14 protein-coding genes are annotated in these 19145 nt (G+C 44.1%); 5 read left to right on the top strand and 9 right to left on the bottom strand.

All coding sequences use genetic code 11. The annotated features are described in order from the left end of the window. Nucleotides 1-4 precede the first annotated feature (4 nt). Nucleotides 5-1318, bottom strand: a complete 1314-nt coding sequence (locus DN53_RS11435; RefSeq protein ID WP_129654416.1) for a cryptochrome/photolyase family protein — start codon at nucleotides 1316-1318, stop codon at nucleotides 5-7. A gap of 9 nt (nucleotides 1319-1327) precedes the next feature. Then, nucleotides 1328-1825: an SRPBCC family protein gene (locus tag DN53_RS11430; protein WP_129654528.1), complete on the bottom strand. Its 498-nt coding sequence runs from the start codon at nucleotides 1823-1825 to the stop codon at nucleotides 1328-1330. 190 nt (nucleotides 1826-2015) lie between these two features. Between DN53_RS11430 and DN53_RS11425 the strand changes: the two genes are divergently transcribed. Continuing rightward, nucleotides 2016-2870 carry a DUF2911 domain-containing protein gene (locus DN53_RS11425; RefSeq protein ID WP_129654415.1) on the top strand — a complete coding sequence of 285 codons (855 nt, stop codon included), beginning with the start codon at nucleotides 2016-2018 and terminating at the stop codon, nucleotides 2868-2870. A 46-nt stretch (nucleotides 2871-2916) separates the two neighbouring features. Here DN53_RS11425 and DN53_RS11420 read toward each other — a convergent pair whose 3' ends face one another. From DN53_RS11420 to DN53_RS11395, 6 genes are all read right to left on the bottom strand, one after another. Then, nucleotides 2917-4623, bottom strand: a complete 1707-nt coding sequence (locus DN53_RS11420; protein ID WP_129654414.1) for a sodium:solute symporter family protein — start codon at nucleotides 4621-4623, stop codon at nucleotides 2917-2919. Nucleotides 4624-4732: 109 nt separating this feature from the next. Next, nucleotides 4733-7264 carry a PIG-L family deacetylase gene (locus DN53_RS11415; protein ID WP_129654413.1) on the bottom strand — a complete coding sequence of 844 codons (2532 nt, stop codon included), beginning with the start codon at nucleotides 7262-7264 and terminating at the stop codon, nucleotides 4733-4735. Nucleotides 7265-7357: 93 nt separating this feature from the next. After that, nucleotides 7358-8302 (bottom strand): septum formation inhibitor Maf, encoded by a 945-nt coding sequence (locus tag DN53_RS11410; RefSeq protein ID WP_129654412.1) that lies wholly within the window; start codon nucleotides 8300-8302, stop codon nucleotides 7358-7360. Between the two features lie 34 nt (nucleotides 8303-8336). After that, nucleotides 8337-8957: a Maf family nucleotide pyrophosphatase gene (locus tag DN53_RS11405; protein WP_242502124.1), complete on the bottom strand. Its 621-nt coding sequence runs from the start codon at nucleotides 8955-8957 to the stop codon at nucleotides 8337-8339. Further along, on the bottom strand, nucleotides 8929-9456 hold the full coding sequence (locus tag DN53_RS11400) for a KdsC family phosphatase (protein WP_129654411.1): 528 nt from the start codon (nucleotides 9454-9456) through the stop codon (nucleotides 8929-8931). The genes DN53_RS11405 and DN53_RS11400 overlap by 29 nt, the downstream gene beginning before the upstream one ends. After that, a complete protein-coding gene (locus tag DN53_RS11395) occupies nucleotides 9440-10201 on the bottom strand; it encodes a Rossmann-like and DUF2520 domain-containing protein (RefSeq protein ID WP_129654410.1) in 762 nt (253 codons plus the stop codon). The genes DN53_RS11400 and DN53_RS11395 overlap by 17 nt, the downstream gene beginning before the upstream one ends. Nucleotides 10202-10336: 135 nt before the next feature. Here DN53_RS11395 and DN53_RS11390 point away from each other — a divergent pair, with 135 nt between their 5' ends. From DN53_RS11390 to bshB1, 4 genes are all read left to right on the top strand, one after another. Then, on the top strand, nucleotides 10337-13504 hold the full coding sequence (locus DN53_RS11390) for a cytochrome c biogenesis protein CcsA (RefSeq protein ID WP_129654409.1): 3168 nt from the start codon (nucleotides 10337-10339) through the stop codon (nucleotides 13502-13504). A 174-nt stretch (nucleotides 13505-13678) separates the two neighbouring features. Next, nucleotides 13679-15094: an MATE family efflux transporter gene (locus tag DN53_RS11385; protein ID WP_129654408.1), complete on the top strand. Its 1416-nt coding sequence runs from the start codon at nucleotides 13679-13681 to the stop codon at nucleotides 15092-15094. A 38-nt stretch (nucleotides 15095-15132) separates the two neighbouring features. After that, nucleotides 15133-16299: a trans-sulfuration enzyme family protein gene (locus DN53_RS11380; RefSeq protein ID WP_129654407.1), complete on the top strand. Its 1167-nt coding sequence runs from the start codon at nucleotides 15133-15135 to the stop codon at nucleotides 16297-16299. A gap of 8 nt (nucleotides 16300-16307) precedes the next feature. After that, complete coding sequence (gene bshB1, locus DN53_RS11375; protein WP_129654406.1) at nucleotides 16308-17030, top strand: bacillithiol biosynthesis deacetylase BshB1; 723 nt, start codon at nucleotides 16308-16310, stop codon at nucleotides 17028-17030. A gap of 6 nt (nucleotides 17031-17036) precedes the next feature. Here the strand turns inward: bshB1 and DN53_RS11370 are convergent, their stop codons facing one another. Next, on the bottom strand, nucleotides 17037-19127 hold the full coding sequence (locus DN53_RS11370) for a tetratricopeptide repeat-containing sensor histidine kinase (protein WP_129654405.1): 2091 nt from the start codon (nucleotides 19125-19127) through the stop codon (nucleotides 17037-17039). Between the last annotated feature and the right edge of the window lie 18 nt (nucleotides 19128-19145).

Raw genomic sequence — 19145 nt, 5'->3', positions numbered from 1 at the left:
TGCATTAACCTACCGCCTCTTTGTATACTTTTAAGCAGCGCTCCCTGGCCATTTTATGGTCCACTATTTTTTGTGGATAGCTAAGTTCCTGCAATTCGGGAACCCAATGATCAATATATTGCCTTTGTTTGTCGAACTTTTCAATCTGGGTCATGGGATTGAAAATCCTAAAATAGGGGGCGGCATCCACTCCACTACCAGCGGCCCATTGCCAATTCCCCACATTACTGGCGAGTTCGTAGTCCAACAATTTTTCGGCAAAATAGGCTTCTCCCCAACGCCAATCGATGAGTAGGTGCTTGCACAAAAAGCTGGCCACGATCATCCGTACCCTGTTGTGCATGTAGCCCGTGGTATTGAGCTCCCGCATACCGGCATCGACAAATGCATACCCTGTGTTTCCTGTTTTCCACAGTTCAAAATCGGCTTCATTGTTTCGCCATTCCACACGGTCGTACTTGGGTTTAAAAGCTTTGTTTACGGTATGGGGAAAATGCCATAAGATTTGCATAAAGAATTCCCGCCAAATAAGTTCGTTCCAAAACACTTCGTTTTCTTCAGAAATGGCTTTTTGTACCATTTTACGGATAGAGACCGTTCCAAATCGTAAATGGGGTCCTAGTTTGGATGTTCCATTGGAAAGGGCAGGAAAGTTTCGGGTTTCTTCGTATTGCTCTATGAAATTTGGTGTTGCGGTGTAATCAAGAACATGGATGGTTGATTTAATAAATCCAATGTCTTGAAGACTTACATTGGGTAGATTATCATCTTGTAATAGGTTTTCTCCAAGTAGATTATACGAGTCATATCCATTGATATTTTTGGATGGATTGAAGTTTTCCTTCCAACGTTTCATGTAAGGTGTGTACACCACGTAAGGGGTCCCATCATCCTTGACCACCTCATTTTTTTCGAATATCACCTGATCCTTATAGGTGTTGAATCCAATCCCATGTTTGTCCAAGAGTGCTTTTACTTCAGCATCCCGCTTTTGGGCATAAGGTTCGTAGTCGTGATTGGTATAGACGGAATCGATATCATAATCGGAAATTAGATCCTGAAAAACTGAAATGGGGTTGCCATAAAAAAGAGCCAAACTTCCTTTGAATTGGGTTTGTAGGGTCTCCCGGATTTTTTGAAGCTGCTCGTGGATAAAGGTGACCCGGGCATCATCTTTAGGAAGTTTGTCCAGTATTTCCGTGTCAAAAATAAATATGGGGAGTACCGGGGGCCCATTTTTTAGGGCATGGTGCAACCCAACATTGTCATCCAACCTTAAATCCCTTCTGAACCAAAATATGGAAATGGTTTTCTTCATTCCGTTACATTAAATGCGCTTGAGTTCCAGTGCATTCTTGGTTTCTTGGACCTGTCCAAAAAGTTGGATCAGTTTTTCTTCCCGATATTTAAAAATATGCTTCAGTTGTTTTTTTATCAAAAAGGAATGGGCCAATCTGCCCAAAATACCAAAGGGAAGCTTATAATCCACAACGTCTTCCATAACCGTCCCGTTCAAGGTTTCCCTTAAAAAATGCTTGTGGTGCCAGAACACATAAGGACCAAAGCGTTGTTCGTCAACAAAATAGTCATTTTCCACTACATGGGTAATCTCCGTGACCCATCGTACACTGGAAAACGGAAAGGGCTTTACCTTGTATTCGATAATTTGACCGGGATACATGGGTCTATCCGCCCCACTTAAAATATGGAAACCCATACTGCTGGGAGTAATCACTTTCAGGTTTTTGGGGTTTGATAGAAATTCCCAAGCCTTTGATTTGGTCACAGGTACTATTTGTAAAGCTCTTAGTTGATACACCTTCACGAGTTTAATGTGATACAAAAATACAAAATGTTTAACTTTATTGTAAATAAATTAAACAAAATATTTATTTGTGAATTGTCTCAGTAGTAGCTTGAAGTTTTTGAGAAGCTATTTGTTTAGGAATTTCTTAACAAATGGGACATGTCTTTATATTTAGTTTTGTTCAGCTAACAATTAAAACACTATTCCTATGAAAAAATTTGCACTAGTAGTATTTACGGCATTGCTTTCGGTTTCCTTGCAGGCCCAGATACAGACCCCACAACCCAGTCCATCTTCAAAATTGGAGCAAGTGGTAGGACTTTCCAATGTCGTTGTGGAATATTCCCGTCCCTCCATGCGTGGTAGGACTATTTTTGGAGACTTGGTTCCATATGACGCTCTTTGGAGAACAGGAGCCAATAAGAACACCACAGTTACCTTTAGTGATGATGTAGTAGTTGAGGGGAAAGAGATAAAAGCTGGCACCTACGCTATTTTTACAAGACCAAGTGAAGCCGTTTGGGAAGTCATTTTTTATTCGGATTCAGAGAACTGGGGAACTCCTAAAGAATGGGATGCATCCAAAGTGGCTGCAACGGTCAAAGTGGAGGTTTATCCTATGCCCGTTCCTATTGAAACCTTTACCATGACCATTGATGACCTTCATAACAATGGAGGTTCTTTGGGTATTATGTGGGAAAAAGTATATGTTGGAGTGAAGTTTGTTGTGCCCACCGTGGCCAAGGCCACGGAGAGCATTGAAGCTGCTATGGCATCTCCCGCCAATTTAACCGCCAATGACTATTTTTCTGCTGCCTCTTATTACTTCAGTGAGGGCGTGAATATGGGCAAAACCAAGGAGTGGATAGACAAAGCGGTTGCCATGAACGGAGGAAGTGCTTATTGGATGACGCGTCTTCAATCCTTGATCTATGCCAAGTTGGGCGACAAAAAAGGAGCCATTGAAGCCGCCAAGAAATCTTTGGTGGCGGCACAAGCCGAGGGTAACCAAGATTATGTAAAAATGAACAAGGACTCCCTAAAAGAATGGGAAACCGAGTAAGCATTTTTTTAAAGATTTTTGGAAGCCCACTTTATGTGGGCTTTTTTTATGTTTCTATGGGAGAATTCCCCAAGAAGTTGTCAAAGGCTTGGGTGATAAAGGCCAATATAATGACCAGAACACATCCGAAGGCATTGAGCCATAGGTAAGACATCCAATCCATATACCAACCTATGATCACAATGATCTGGGTGACTATGGCTGCCACAAAAACAGCATTGCCTTTCACAAACTTGAAGAAAAATGCCAAGAGGAAAATACCCAATACGTTGCCGTAAAATATGGAACCTATGATATTCACCAGTTGGATAAGATTATCAAATAAACTGGCCACACAGGCAATGGCGATGGCAATAATTCCCCAAAGAAGTGTAAAACCTTTTGTGGCAAAAAGGTAATGTTTGTCATCCTTGGGTTTCTTATTGTTCCTTTTGTAAAGGTCCAATGCAGTGATGGTCCCCAATGCATTGAGCTCCGAAGCCGTGGACGACATGGCCGCGGACAAGATAACGGCCAAAAGTAACCCAATAAGCCCCGTAGGAAGGTTGTTCAATATAAAATGTATGAAGACATAATCCTTGTCATTGGTTTCCACCGTGGTGCTAGCTTTGGAAATCAGTTCTTTGGCGGTGTCCCTACTGGCCCGTTCCTTTTCATTGATTTTGATGATATTCTGTTTGGCCTGTTGAATGGCATTGTATTCCTTGAGTTCCAGCGCTGCTGAAAAGGCATTTTGGGCAATCCTTTTCTCCATTTCCAACTCCAGATGGTCTTCCTCCAAGGCCTTGTAATCATCCAAATATTCGGATTGCATTACCGCTTCAGTGGCCGCTGGGTTGAAATTCAAGGGAGAGGGATTGTACTGATAGAACACAAAGACCATGGCTCCCACCAATAGAATAAAAAACTGCATTGGGATTTTGAGGATTCCATTAAAAATCAATCCCAATTGGCTTTCCCGAACCGATTTTCCTGATAGGTAACGTTGTACTTGGCTTTGGTCGGTACCAAAATAGGCCAGGGCCAAAAAGAAACCACCTGTGATACCACTCCAAAAGGTATAGCGGTTGTTGGTGTCCAATGTAAAATCCAGGATGTCCAATTTGTTGTTGGCCCCTGCAATCTTCAATGCCTTTCCAAAGGAAACATCCGTAGGGAAGGATCCCAAGATGAAGAAAAAGGCAAAGAACATCCCCATCATGATGATGAACATTTGCTGCTTTTGGGTAACGCTTACCGCCTTTGTACCTCCGGATACGGTATAAATAATGACCAGAATGCCAATGATGATGTTCAGGGTCCGTAAATCCCAACCCAACACGGCCGAAAGGATGATGGAAGGGGCAAAAATGGTGATTCCTGCGGCAAGACCACGCTGTACCAAAAACAGAAATGCGGTGAGTGTCCGGGTCTTTAGGTCAAACCTTCCCTCGAGCATTTCATAGGCGGTAAAGACCTTCAGTTTTTTGTAAATGGGAATGAACACCAGGCAGATAACGATCATGGCCAACGGAAGTCCAAAGTAAAACTGGACAAAGCCCATTCCATCATGGAATGCCTGGCCAGGTGTGGATAGGAAGGTGATGGCACTGGCCTGAGTGGCCATTACGGAAAGCCCAATGGTCCACCATTTGGCATCATTGCCACTTAAAACATAATCGTCAACATTTTTACTCCCACGGGTCTTCCATACGCCGTACCCAACAATAAAGAGCAATGTACTACCAAGAATGATCCAATCTAATAAGGCCATTAAGGTTTAATTATTTAGTATCATGATGAAATAAAAAATAAGGATATAGATCATGTTCAAAAGAATGACAATGGTGTATTCTTTCTTCCACTCGAATTTGGTATTCATGTTATCCTTTGACATGACTTTCTTTTTTTACTTCATCCTTTCCCACGGAAAGCATATTGGCAAAAAGTTTATAGGCTCCGGAAACCCCTGCCGGAAGTTCCCTGAAAAAACTGAGCCCCGTGTAAATATAATGACCTTCTCCATAAGGTGCCACCAAAAGACTTCCATTTTTAGGGGATTCATCCTCATCGTGCATGGAAAGTACCGGAGTGAACTCCGAACTCCATTCCGTGGGGAAATATAACCCTCTTTCCTGGACCCATCCATCAAAGTCACTTTCTTTAATGGTATTGGGGAAGTTTACCAAGGAATTGTTTGGGGCAATGATGTCCACTTTGGCAGTCTCATCGGTTACACGATCTCTGGACAGGGTGAGGTCATAAGGAGCGATGTTCTCAAATTGCTCGGCCCAGCGTCCAGCAGTATTATACTGCACAATCATATTTCCACCATTTTTTACATAGTCGAATAAAATGGGCTGTTTAAATTTCAGGTCATCCACTACATTGTAGGCGCGAATACCCACAACAACAGCATCGTACTTGTCCAATGACCCCTTTTGAATGTCACTGGGGTCAATAGGATGCACTTGGTAGCCAATTTGCTCCAAGCTTTCAGGAACTTTATCACCAGCACCCATAATATATGCAATATGCTCTCCTGATTTTTGAATGTTCATGCGAACCACTTTTGCTTCCGAAGGCAATAGAATGGATTGCTTTGGAATATGTCCGTAAGTAATCTCCACAAGTTCCTTGCCATACGTTTGGTTTCCTATGGTAACTATTGGGGAAATTTTCCCTTCACTCTCCGAGGAAGGCGGGGTAACGGTAAAGGTCACGGTTTGTTCCTGACCTTTTTGCGCAATGGAGAAAGGAATGCTGGCAGGGGAGACCACCCACCCTGAAGGATGGTTCAGGCTCACCTGTCCATTAACGCTTTCAGTTCCCGCTTTTACTTTTACCTGGATTGCTTTGGAAGATGCATCGGAAAAAATCAACACTTTTTCATCGATTTTGGAAGTGGCCTTTGGCAAAACCACGAAAGGTTCATACAATTCGCCTTTGTCTGGTTTTGAAAAATGGTGGACCAAGTCCTTTTCAAAATTGATGGTCATTCCATTGAAATCCAACACAAACTGGGCTTTAAAAGCACTGGGCGTTTCCGGTTTTCCAATGAGATTCTGATCGGTTACCGTGTACATTCCCAAAGTTCCGGGCTCATTTAGCCAATACGGACTGGAATACTGGGCAGTATTCGGGACGGTAAATTCCATGGAAAAGTTTTCCTTTTGGTTATTTTCAAGTGCTTCGTTGGGTTGTATCGTAGCAGTGGCGCCAATAAGTTTTACCTCCTTGAGCACGATATGCTGTGCGCTACGGTTGACCGCCTCAAGATTTATTTTTGCCGAACTTCCCGGTGTGGTGGATGCCTCTTCAGAATTAGCTTCCAAATACAGACCTGCGCAGGCAAGTATCAGATCCTTGAGTTCTTTGGATTTGATGGATTTCCAGTGTTCATCCTCTACTTTTTGCAGAAGTTGGTAGGCTTTTACCAAATCCGGGACATGCTTGGAAGGATCGGTGAAGTCAAAATTTTTCTCAATGGGGTATAAAATACTCCCTATGGCCGCACCCCCTTTAATGCGTGACCAACTGGTATCAATGCCATCAAAAAGACTGGTACCGGAAGGAAGGTCACCTTTCAGCAATTCCACATATTCATCCGTAGAACCTCTATCCGTGAGTCTACCAAAACCTTGGCACAGGTGTTGGCTACTGGCCATGGCGGCTATTTCATTGTTGGAGAGTCCCAGTTCGGGATAATAGACCCCAACATCCAATTTCAACATTTTGGACTTATCGGCTTTTTCAAAATTTTCAGGACTACCATAAAACCACCATGAGGTGTTGAAGAATACCCTTCTGGGTTGCCAGGTCGAGGTAAGGCTCAATTGCTCTTGGTAGGAGTTTGGATCATTGGCCAAATCAAAGGCTTCCATACTCAACATGGCCGAAGAGGTGTGGTGTCCGTGTGTGGATCCCGGGGTTCGGTGGTCAAATCGATTAATGATCACATCGGGCTTTAAATTACGAATGGTCCTGACCACATCGCCCAAAACCTTATCCTTCTCCCAAATTTTGAGGGTTTCCTTGGGGTGTTTTGAAAAACCAAAATCGTTCGCACGGGAAAACCGTTGTTCCCCACCATCTATGCCTCGGGCAGCCAAAAGTTCCTGGGTTCTCAATACGCCCAACAGCTCCCTAAGTTCGGAGCCGATTAAATTCTGTCCACCATCGCCACGGGTCAAGGAGAGGTATACTGTTCTAGCTTTATCGTGGTTGGATAGGTATGAAATGAGCCGGGTGTTCTCGTCATCTGGATGGGCAGCAATATAAAGCGCAGTACCCAAAAAATTCAATTTTTGCAGGTCGTGGTAGATTTCTGCTGAAGTAGGTTTGTCCGGTTTTTGGGCAAAACCATTGGATAGTACCCCAATGATTGCCAAGGTGCAAACCAATAAATTACGCATAGTTTGGTTTTTGTGGTTTCCCAAATATAGAAAGTTTAGCAGCAGGGGTCGGTACTTTAGAACATCTTTAACAAGCCGCTCCCCAGTTGTTAACTATAGCCCCAAACTGTCGCGGAGCACCAAATCTTGATTGCTGTTCTGACCCCAATATGCCGTGTTGATGGACTTCATTTTAGTGGCCTTGGTGGTCAGGACTTTGGCATTGGGCCCGAATCCGCTTTTGAAACTTTCCGTCCATCCCTGTATGGTATACGGGAACTCGGGAGAAAAATCAATTTGTAAAGTTCTGTCCAAGCTGGGGTAAGTCAATGTATAAGAGGCCATGCCCTCATTGGATGAAAGTGAACCCACTGCATTATATGCCTCAATCTTTGTATGGCTCAAACGGAGGTATTCCAAGGAAGGAACAACTTTAATGTCACCAATGGGAAGGTCAAAAGGGTTGATCCTCAATTTGGTCCAAACCTCATTTTCCAACATGGCTTTGTCCAGACTCAATTCTTGGTCTGCCTCCTTTTCAAAATACGAATGGGAGGTGTATTCAAAAGTGTTTCTGTTGTTGATCTGTGCATAGACATGCCCACACCATTCCTGAACGGACAAACTGGTCTTTAGGGCATGTTGGTTGTCATGGACCGGATAAAAAGTACTGCTTAATATGGAGTAGGGGTATATACCCGTTAAAAAGTTTTTGGTGGCATTGAGTTTTAAGACCGATACGTTGCCAGGATTGCTATGGTCCGCCTTGACTTGTTTTTCAGGAAGGAATGGCTCGGTAACATAAATAAGGACCGCGTTCCCATCCCGAAGTTCCCCATAACGTGCTTGCTCCAAGGCATAGGAAGTAATCTCGGCCTTACCTGCATACCAGTAGCCCTTAAACGCATTGGAAAGAGGTTTCTTGGGAGCTACCGTTTCCAATATCACCTCCTCATTGGAGACAAGCATAGCTTCATCCGTGGAACTGGATTTTTGTTTACAGGAAATTGAGACAACAAGGAAGGATAAGAGGAAAATAGTAGCGCGTATGGGCGTCATGACACTGGTTTTCAGTAAAGTTAAGCATCCCTACTTAAGAAACCATGTCCATTAACGTTTTGTAAACCAAATGGGTGGGAAGCCCCACTACATTGGTATAGGAACCCCGTATTTCAGAAATTCCCACCATACCGATCCATTCTTGGATTCCGTAAGCCCCGGCTTTATCGAAGGGATGACAGTTTTCAATATAAAAATTGATTTCCTCATCGGTAAAATCCATGAATTTCACCTCAGTGGTCTCGTTTACGGTCTTTTGATTGGCTTTGGTGGTAAAGCACACGGATGTAATGACCTGATGCCAATCTCCCGAAAGGGTCCGAAGCATGGAGAAGGCCTCTTCCTTGGTGGAGGCTTTGGCCAGAGAAGCCCCATTGTACCATACTACGGTATCGGAAGTCAATACAATCTCGTTTTCGTTTAACTCGGTTTTAAAGGGAACAGCCTTGAGCTCGGCGAGATAATCCGAAATTTCATGTCCTTGCAAATGCTCCGGATAGACTTCATCCACAGATTTGGGTCGGACCACAAAATCCAATCCCATTTCCTCCAAGAACATTTTTCTTCTAGGAGACCCTGAGCCTAAAATCAGCGTGTATGCTTTGAGTTTTTTGTTGAGCGGGTTGTCAGTCATTTTCTGCACTGAAGTTGTCATTCCAGTCCCCGCGGACTTTTAGAACCTGTTCAATAATGTCCCGTACGCAACCATCACCACCATTTTTATGGGAAACATAGTCGGAAATGGCCTTGACTTCCTGTACCGCATTTTGTGGGGATGTGGCTACCGCTACTATCTTCATGGGGGGAATATCCGGCATATCATCACCCATATACAGTACATTTTTTGGGTCTATACTATAAATGTCCAAGTATTCTTCCAAGGGGTCTTGCTTGTGGTGCGCTCCCATATAAAAATCCGTCACCCCAAGACCTTGTAAGCGCTCCTTGACCCCTTCATTGGTGCCTCCGGTAATGATACATACATTATATCCTTTCTGAATGGCGGTCTTGAGTGCATAACCATCCTTTACGCTCATTCTGCGAAGCAGTTCCCCTTTTGATGTCACCAATACCGAGCCATCGGTAAATACACCATCAACATCAAACACAAAAGTGGTGATGTCACTCAACAGTTCCTTATAATTCTTTTTCATAAGCGTTTTCTATAGCCTCGCTGCACAAGGTGTAAAGTGCTATTTGGTTTTTATTTTTCAAAAGTTTCAAGTGTTCTTGCATGCTCTTTTGGTCCCCTCTCCGAGCCGGTCCGGTTTGGGCCATTTTCGGGGACATGGACTGTACTTTTTCCGCAGTTTCCTTGATCAACGGTTTCAAGAGGTCGAAGGATAACTGGTTTTCCAAGCAAATTTCTTCGCCCACCCCAAATAGGTGATTGGTGAAATTGTTGACAAAAACGGCCGCAAGATGCAATTTTTTCCGTTGGTCGGAATCTATTTGTTGGACATTATCCGATAGGCCATTGGCCAATTTTTGAAGGACCAAAGTATCTTCAGGGCTGCTACCTTCAATGCACAAGGGAATCGATTTAAAATCCAATTTTTTCCCTTCCGTAAAGGTCTGTAAGGGATAAAATACCCCTTTTCGTTCTGCCGCAATGGCAGTTAGGGAAACCGCTCCCGAGGTATGGGCTACCACGCCTTCTTTATGGGATAGGGCTTGGGAGACCTCCGTTATGGCATCGTCCTTGACGGCTATGAGATAGACATCGGCTTCAACAACGGAAGAAAAATCATTGGAAATAGCGGTCTTTTCAGAAAACCATTTCAGGCGATCACGGTTTCTGCCTACCACCTGAACCACTTGGGCACCATCAGTTTCGGTAATGGCAGTGAACAGATGTTTGGCAAGATTTCCGGTCCCTAATATCACAACGCTGAGCATGCCCAAAACTACAAATTTTGAATCGATGGGATGTTTAAAGAATTAACAAAATTGTTTGATTTTTTGTTGATGGCACGAACCACCAAGTTATAAAAAGGCCGTATTTTTGCATGTTGAAAAGTACACCGCATTTACATGATCAACATTCTCAAGAAAACCCTCTTTTCCACTAGACTTATGGCCGTTCTTTTTTTGGTTTTTGCCACGGCAATGGCCATCGGTACATTTGTGGAGAGTCGGTACAGCACGGAAACCGCACGTATCTATATCTACAACGCCACTTGGTTTGAAGCGATCATGGTCTTTTTTGTGATCAATTTTATCGGGAATATTTTCCGGTACCAGTTGTTGCAGTGGAAGAAATGGGCTGTGCTTGTCCTGCACCTTTCTTGGATATTGATCATCTTGGGTGCATTTGTTACCCGATACATCAGTTATGAAGGGGTAATGCCCATTCGAGAGGGGGCCACTGAGAACAAAATGTTTTCGGACAAGACCTATCTGACCGCTTTCGTGGATGGCGATTTTAATGGAGAGACCCGGCGCAAAGTACTTGAGGACAATCTGATCGTAACGCCTGAAGGCCGTCGCTCTAGCCTTCCCTGGAAATCCGATTTCAATGGCCAACCTTTTTCTATTGAATATGTTGACTTTATTGCAGGTGCGGACGAAGGATTGGTTCCCGATGAAAACGGAAAGGAATATTTAAAGATTGTCGAGGCAGGGGATGGACAACGCCATGAGCATTATCTAGAAAATGGCCAGATTGCCAGCATACATAACGTTTTGTTTGCCCTGAACAAGGAGACCGAAGGCGCTATCAATATTTTTTATGATGGCAATGATTACGAGATAAAAACCCCGTTTGAAGGAAACTTTATGCGGATGGCGGACCAATTCCAAGGCAATGTGGCGAACGATAGCCTGCAAGCCTTACAGTTGCGTTCCCTCTATTCATTGGCGGGAATGCAGTTTGTAATTCCCGACCCCATAGTGAAGGGAAGCTACGGAGTGGTCAAGTTGCCCAAGGAGCAGGTAGATGAAAGTTCCAAGGACGCGTTGATCGTTTCCATTACGGCCAATGGGGAGACCAAACAGGTGGAGTTGTTGGGTGCGAGAGGTTATGCCGATTTTTCGGATAAGATTACCGTAGGCGGTTTGGATTTTTCATTGAGTTACGGTTCCAAGGTATATGAGCTTCCTTTTTCGATCAAACTCAATGATTTTATCGCTGAGAAATATCCTGGAACCGAGACAGGCTATGCCTCGTTTATGAGCAAGGTAACGGTAGAGGATGAACGTCCGTTCGACTATGATATTTACATGAACCATATATTGGACCATAGAGGCTATCGCTTTTTCCAATCCAGTTTCCATCCTGATGAGAGAGGTACCGTTCTGTCCGTTAACCACGATATGTGGGGAACTTGGATTACCTACATAGGCTATTTTTTATTGTATATTGGGTTGATGGGTATCATGTTCTTTGGAAAAACCCGCTTTAGGGATTTGCAACAGGCCATTGAAAAGGTCAAGGCCCAAAAGGCGGCACTTACCGTAGTTGTCTTACTGTTCACTGCAACTTTGGCCAATGCTCAGGACAATGAAACTGGTCACGAGCATGCAGGTATGCCCACACAACAACAGGTAGATTCCATCATTCATTCCGCAGTGGTTGCCAAGGAACATGCCGAAAAATTTGGCGCCTTGGTCATTCAGGATGAAGGGGGTAGAATGAAACCAGTCCATACGTTTGCCTCCGAGCTCTTACGCAAATTGAGTGGTAAAGACACCTATAAGGATTTATCGGCCAATCAGGTTTTTCTTTCCATGATGATGAACCCCGGAGTATGGTACAGTACAGAGTTCATTGATCTTGCAAAACGGGAAAACGATAGTATCCGGGAAATTGTAGGGGTGCCAAAAAACACGGAATATGTCAAGGCCACGGATTTCTTTGATGAAAAAGGTAGGTACAAGCTACAGCCGTATTTGGAAAAGGCAACATCGACCAACAACCCTTCAAATTTTGAAAAGGACTTTAAGAAGGTAGGGGAGAGACTCAGCTTGTTGGACATAGCGTTGAGTGGTCGGATAGTCAAGATTTTTCCTTTATTGGGAGACGAGAACAATAAATGGGTTTCGGCAGTGGAATACCGTTCCGGCCAATACCAAATGCAGGATTCCCTGTATTCCAACTTTGTGCGGAACGCAATGCCCTATTACTTGGGTTCCTTGCAAGAAGCCATAGCTACGGGAGATTATTCCCAACCGGACAAGTTGTTGGATGCTTTCAAACAGAATCAGAAAAACCATGGGGAGGAAATATTGCCTTCCGATAAAAAGATAAAGATTGAGATTATATACAACAAGCTGGATATCTTCAACCGATTGTACAGGTATTATGGATTGGTAGGAGGCCTCCTTTTCCTTATACTGATATTGAAAATCTTTAAGGAGCGGAAAATCTACGATGCATTGGCATACCTTCTCAAGGGGACCATTATCCTCATGTTTATATGGCATACGGCCGGACTGATCTTGCGTTGGTACATTTCGGGTCATGCGCCTTGGAGTGATGCTTATGAAAGTATCCTCTACGTGGCTTGGGCCACCATGGGAATTGGCTTGGCCTTTGCCAAAAAGAGTGAGCTCACCATTGCGGCAAGTGCCTTTGTGACCTGTATGCTTCTGTTCATTGCACATCAAAGCTGGGTGGATCCAGCTATATCCAATTTGGTTCCTGTTCTGGACAGCTATTGGCTTATGATCCACGTGGCCGTTATTGTGGGCAGTTATGGACCGCTTACCGTTGGGATGATTTTGGGCGTTGTGGCCCTTATCCTGATGATATTGACCACGGAGAAGAACAAAAAACGAATGGCCCTCAGTATCAAGGAGCTGACCATTATCAATGAGTTGGCCTTGACCGCTGGCTTGGTGATGCTTACCATTGGAAACTTTTTGGGCGGACAATGGGCCAATGAGAGTTGGGGACGGTATTGGGGATGGGACCCCAAGGAAACCTGGGCCCTGATTTCCATAATGATCTATGCTTTTGTGCTCCATATGCGTTTGGTGCCCGGTCTTCGGGGGAAATGGATTTATAATTTTGCCAGTATCCTTGCCTTTGCCAGTATCATGATGACTTATTTTGGGGTTAATTTCTACCTAGTGGGATTGCACAGTTACGCCAGCGGAGATCAAGTGATAACACCCACTTTTATTTGGTACACCGTACTTGGGGTATTTATCTTGGGAGGGGTTAGTTTGTGGCGGTATAAAGTGCACTACGCAAAATAATTTGCCCTGTATTCGATTTCACTTGAAAAAAAATTGCATATTTGCTTCATCATGAAGTTATAAGAATTATGTACGCTATAGATGTCATCTTTGGCTTTACGCCAAGAAAGTAACCGAAATACGTTTCGGTCTTATTGACATTACTTCTTTTTTATACACATAATTCTTTTTAAAATGACACAATCAAATCATACAAACTTTTCAGTAAAGAAATATCTTAAGTATTTCTGGATTGCCGTATCCGGCAAGGAAACCGAATTTACCAGTGGGAGCATCCGCAAGGCTATTTTTATGCTATCCATCCCCATGATTTTGGAGATGTTGATGGAATCCATCTTTGCTTTGGTGGATATTGCCTACGTTTCCAAAGTAAGCGTAAATGCCGTGGCCACCATCGGATTGACCGAATCCGTCATCACCTTGGTGTATGCCCTGGCCATTGGGCTGAGCATGGCCGCAACGGCAGTAGTGGCCCGTAGAATAGGGGAGAAAGATGTTGACGGGGCCAAGATGGCTGCCGTACAGGCCATAGGCTTGGGTGTTTTGGTTTCCCTCGTTTTGGGCGTGGTCGGAATTCTATATGCCAAGGAAATTTTGGCGCTCATGGGAGGAGAACCCGATTTAATTGCCGAAGGATACGGGTACACCAAACTTTTGATCGGAGGGAACATTACCATTATGCTCTTGTTCTTGATCAATGCTATTTTTAGGGGTGCCGGTAATGCCTCCATGGCCATGTGGACCTTGGTGCTTTCCAATGGACTCAACATTATTTTGGACCCCATTTTTATCTTTGGTTGGGGACCCATTCCCGAGTATGGGGTCATGGGTGCGGCCATAGCCACTAATATTGGGCGTGGTACCGCGGTCTTGTTCCAATTGGGAATCCTCTTCTTTGGATGGGGAAAAATCAAATTGGTACTTCAGGATTTGGTGTTGAACGTCAAGGTCATGGTCAATTTAATCAGGGTTTCACTAGGGGGTATTGCCCAGTTTTTGATAGGCACTTCAAGTTGGGTATTCCTCATGCGGATCATGTCCGAGTTCGGCAGTGAGGTGTTGGCCGGGTATACCATAGCCATTCGGGTGATGATGTTCACCCTTATGCCCTCATGGGGTATGAGCAATGCCGCAGCTACCTTGGTAGGACAGAATTTGGGCGCAAAGCAACCCGATCGGGCCGAAATATCCGTTTGGAAAACAGGGAAATACAATGCCTATTTTATGGGTGCTGTGTCTTTGGTATATCTCATTTTTGCCAAAAGCATTATCTCTTGGTTCAATGCAACTCCCAGCGTGGTGGAAAATGGAGCCCTTTGTCTACAGGTCATTGCCTTGGGATATGTTTTCTATGCCTATGGTATGGTGGTCAGTCAGGCCTTTAATGGGGCAGGGGATACCAAAACCCCTACCAAGATCAATTTGATATCGTTCTGGTTGTTTCAGTTGCCCTTGGCCTATGTGGCCGCCATGGTTCTGGGCTGGGGAGCGAAAGGTGTTTTTATTGCCATTACCTTGGCCGAGGTGCTATTGGCCATCATGGCCATGGTCTGGTTCAAAAAAGGAAAATGGAAGCAGGTTCAAGTATGACGGGTTTCGTATCTTTAACCTTATAAAGATATACCGTCATGAATACTAAAAATAAAGGGATTAATACCATTTGCACCCACAGTGGTCAATTGAACGATACAGCCTTTGGAGGTGCCGTGTCCCCGTTGTACATGGCCACATCCTATCCTTTTGATGATGTAGACATAAAACGATACCCAAGATATTTCAACACGCCCAACCAAGAAGCGTTGTGCAAAAAACTGGCGGCCTTGGAACATGCCGAGGCCGCTTTGATTTTTGGCAGTGGTATGGCGGCCATCAGCACAGCCTTGATGGCTTTTCTGAAGGCAGGTGACCATATTGTGTTGCAGCAGACCATGTATGGAGGGACCTATCATTTTGTGGTGACCCAACTCAACAAGTACGGCATAGACTATTCCTTCACCAACGGATGGGCGGTGGAAGATTTTGATAAAGAAATCAGACCCAATACCAAGGTGGTGTATTTGGAAACTCCTTCCAATCCTTTGCTTACCATTACGGATATCAAGGGGGTGGCCCAGTTGGCCAAATCCAAAGGATTGATTTCCATGATAGACAACACCTTTGCAAGTCCCATCAACCAAAATCCTATTGATTTTGGAGTGGATGTAGTGTTGCACAGTGCCACAAAATATATGGGAGGTCATTCCGACATTTGTGCCGGGGTGGTCGCGGCTTCACAAGAACATATGGACCAAGTATTCCAATCCGCCATATGTTTTGGAGGAAATCTAAGCGATTATACCGTTTGGCTCTTGGAGCGAAGCATCAAGACCATGGGAATCCGGGTGAAGGCGCAAAACGATAATGCCCTAAAAATGGCCACGTATTTAGAGAGTAACCCAGACGTGGAGAAAGTATATTATCCCGGGTTAAAGAGTCATCCCGATTATGAATTGGCCCAATCACAGATGAGTGGCTTTGGGGGAATGCTTTCCTTTGAATTGCCCCATGTGGACATATCCCAATTCTTTAAACAGTTAAAATTGATAAAACCGGTAATGAGTTTGGCCGGGGTGGAAAGCACGATGATTTTGCCCGTGACCACTTCCCATGCCTTGATGAGTCCTGAAGACCGGGAGAAGCAGGGCATCAAGGATTGTTTGATTAGGTTCTCTTTGGGCATCGAGGATATTGACGACCTCATTGTAGATATTGAACAGGCCATTGCACAGGCTAAAACCATGACCATACCCGCATAATAAGACCTATGAAATTAGATATTTTAGTTTTTGGGGCCCATCCGGATGATGCCGAGCTGGGTGCCGGAGGTACCATAGCCAAAGAAGTTTCCCGTGGAAAAAAAGTGGGGATTGTTGATTTGACCCGAGGTGAACTTGGAACCCGGGGTTCCGCTGAACTAAGGGACAAGGAAGCCGCCAAGGCAGCAAAAATTTTGGGCATTGCCGTTCGGGAGAATATGGAATTCGATGACGGCTTTTTCGTGAACGATAGGGAGCACCAAATGGAAATCATCAAGATGATTCGGAAATATCGCCCGGAGATTGTGCTTTGCAATGCTGTGGACGATCGCCATATTGACCACCCCAAGGGAAGTAAATTGGTCAGTGATGCCTGCTTTTTAAGTGGACTGGTTAAAATTGACACCCAAATGGATGGGGATGACGAATGGCAGGAACCTTGGCGTCCGAAGTTGGTATACCATTTCATCCAATGGAAGAATCTGGAACCGGATTTTGTGGTGGATGTTTCTGGTTTCATGGAAACAAAGGTCGATGCGATTATGGCCTATGCGTCCCAATTCTACGACCCAGACAGTGATGAACCGGAAACCCCTATCAGTAGTAAGAACTTTACGGACAGTGTTATTTATAGGGCGAGGGATTTGGGTAGGTTGGTAGGCGTGGAGCATGCGGAAGGTTTCACAGTGGAACGCTATGCGGCTGTGGATAATTTGGATGCCCTTATTTAATTTGGATCAACTGGCTTGCTGATACCGCTTTTCGGCCTTTGGAACGGTGAAAAAGAACGAAGTACCTTTGCGAGGAACACTTTCTACCCATATTTTGCCCTTGTTTTTTAGGATCATTTCCTTACAGAGCGACAGTCCTAGACCGGTACCTCTTTCGTTGTTGGTACCATAGGTGGTGATATTGGAGGAGTCTTCGAATATCTTTTTCTGGATTTCCTTGTTCATTCCAATACCAGTGTCCTTAACGGTTACCTGCCACATACCGGACTTTTCTGCAGCTTCAATGGTGATCAGGCCATTGTCCGGGGTAAACTTGATGGCATTGCTCAGGAGATTTCGAATCACAATATCAATTTGGTTTTGATCGGCCCATATTTGGGGGTTTTCTGGCAATTGGTTGATGATCTTAATGGATTTTCCAGAGGCTATCTCGGAAAGCAACTGTATGTTGGCGTTCACCAAATTATCCAAAGAGACCCGTTTGGGTTTGGTAACTACTCCATTTAGCTGCGTCTGCCCCCATGATAACAGGTTGTTCAAAGCAAAGGAGATGTTCTCAACATCAATTTTAAGTTTTGGGATGAACGATACAAATTCATCTTTGTTCACCTCACCATCCGTATACAATTTCAATAATCCATGTAACGCCCCAATCGGACCCCTAAGATCATGCCCGATAATGGAAAAGAGCTTGGTCTTGGTCTTGTTCACTTCGTTCAACTGGCTTTCCCTCTCGGTTACGGCCTCGGTTTTTTCGTGAAGTTCCTTGTTCAGTTTTTTCTGGATTTTCTCACTACGGCGTATCACAAATGTAATCACACTAAGAATCAATAAGATGATTACCGTAAAGTAGATATAGTTCCTTTGCTTGGCCAAAGCCGCTTCATTGATCGCTATAAGTTGTTGTTTCTCCTGCTCGTACTGTATTTTGGTTTCCAAAAGGGAAAGACTTTGTTTGTTCTTGTCCCGGAACAAGGAATCGGAAAGTGCTTTGAAGCTTTCAAGATAGTTGAGGGCGGCCACATGCTCCTCATTGTTTTTGTAGACCTTATAAAGCGTTTCGGAACAATCTATCTGGCCTTGCAACGATTGTATTTTTCTGGAGATTTCAAGACCTTCATTGGCATACTTCATGGAGAGACTGTCCCTTCCCAAGCCCAAATACACCTTGGCCATACCGTTCATGAGGTTGATTTTTTCCCGGTCGTCATCCAGTTGTTGGTTGTGAAGCATATTACTCTGGTCATACCAATAGAGGGCCCACTGATATTTTTCCTGCTCCAGGTATATGCTTCCCTTTACCTCATAGGCATAAGCCAACCAATCATATACTTTGTTTTTTTCAAACGTATTGATGCTCTTATTGATGTTGAACATGGCTAGATCAAAATTCTTGGCATCCTTGTAGAGTGAGGCCATGTTGCTCGAGGTTTCGGCATCTATGATATCATTGCCGAGTTTACGGTTGATCCGTTGTACCGTATCATAAAAAATAAGGGCGTTCTTATAATCTTTTTGGTCGGCATACAAGCTGGCTATATTTTCATTTAATATGGACAGCATTTCTTTGCAATCTATACGTCGGGCCACATCAATTCCCTTTAGGTAAAGATTTAAGGCTTCGGCGTAATTGCCTTCGTAACTATAATCATGGGCCAGACCGTTAATGATGTCCAATTCGGAAATTTCATTCCCGGTTTCTTCGGTAAGGATAAGCGCCTCCTTAAAAAGGGCCATGGACCTTTCGCGATTCCCCTGATCCGAATTGTAATTGGCCATTCCGCTCAACGCTTTTATGATTCCTCCTGTATACTCTATATCGGTGCTATATTTTAATACCCTTTGCGAAATGGCATTAAGACTATCGCTATTGACAAAGCGATATGAATAGGCAAGATCGGAAAGCAGGTTGATATGGGTAGTGTCCTTAGTGTTGAACCGATTGGTAGATTGCAACCTTTTTAATTTATAGGAAAGACTATCCTTTTTGGTCAATTGGGTGTGTCCCAAGGATGACATTAGAAGTGCGCACCAAAGAATGGCAACTTTCCCAAGTTGGAATTTGAATAGTGAGAGGTTGAATTTTTTATGGGGCATACTTCGCTAATCTAGCAA

Source organism: Flagellimonas olearia, assembly GCF_004150225.1.
GTDB classification, from domain to species: domain Bacteria; phylum Bacteroidota; class Bacteroidia; order Flavobacteriales; family Flavobacteriaceae; genus Flagellimonas; species Flagellimonas olearia.
This window is presented reverse-complemented; position numbering and strand designations above follow the sequence as displayed.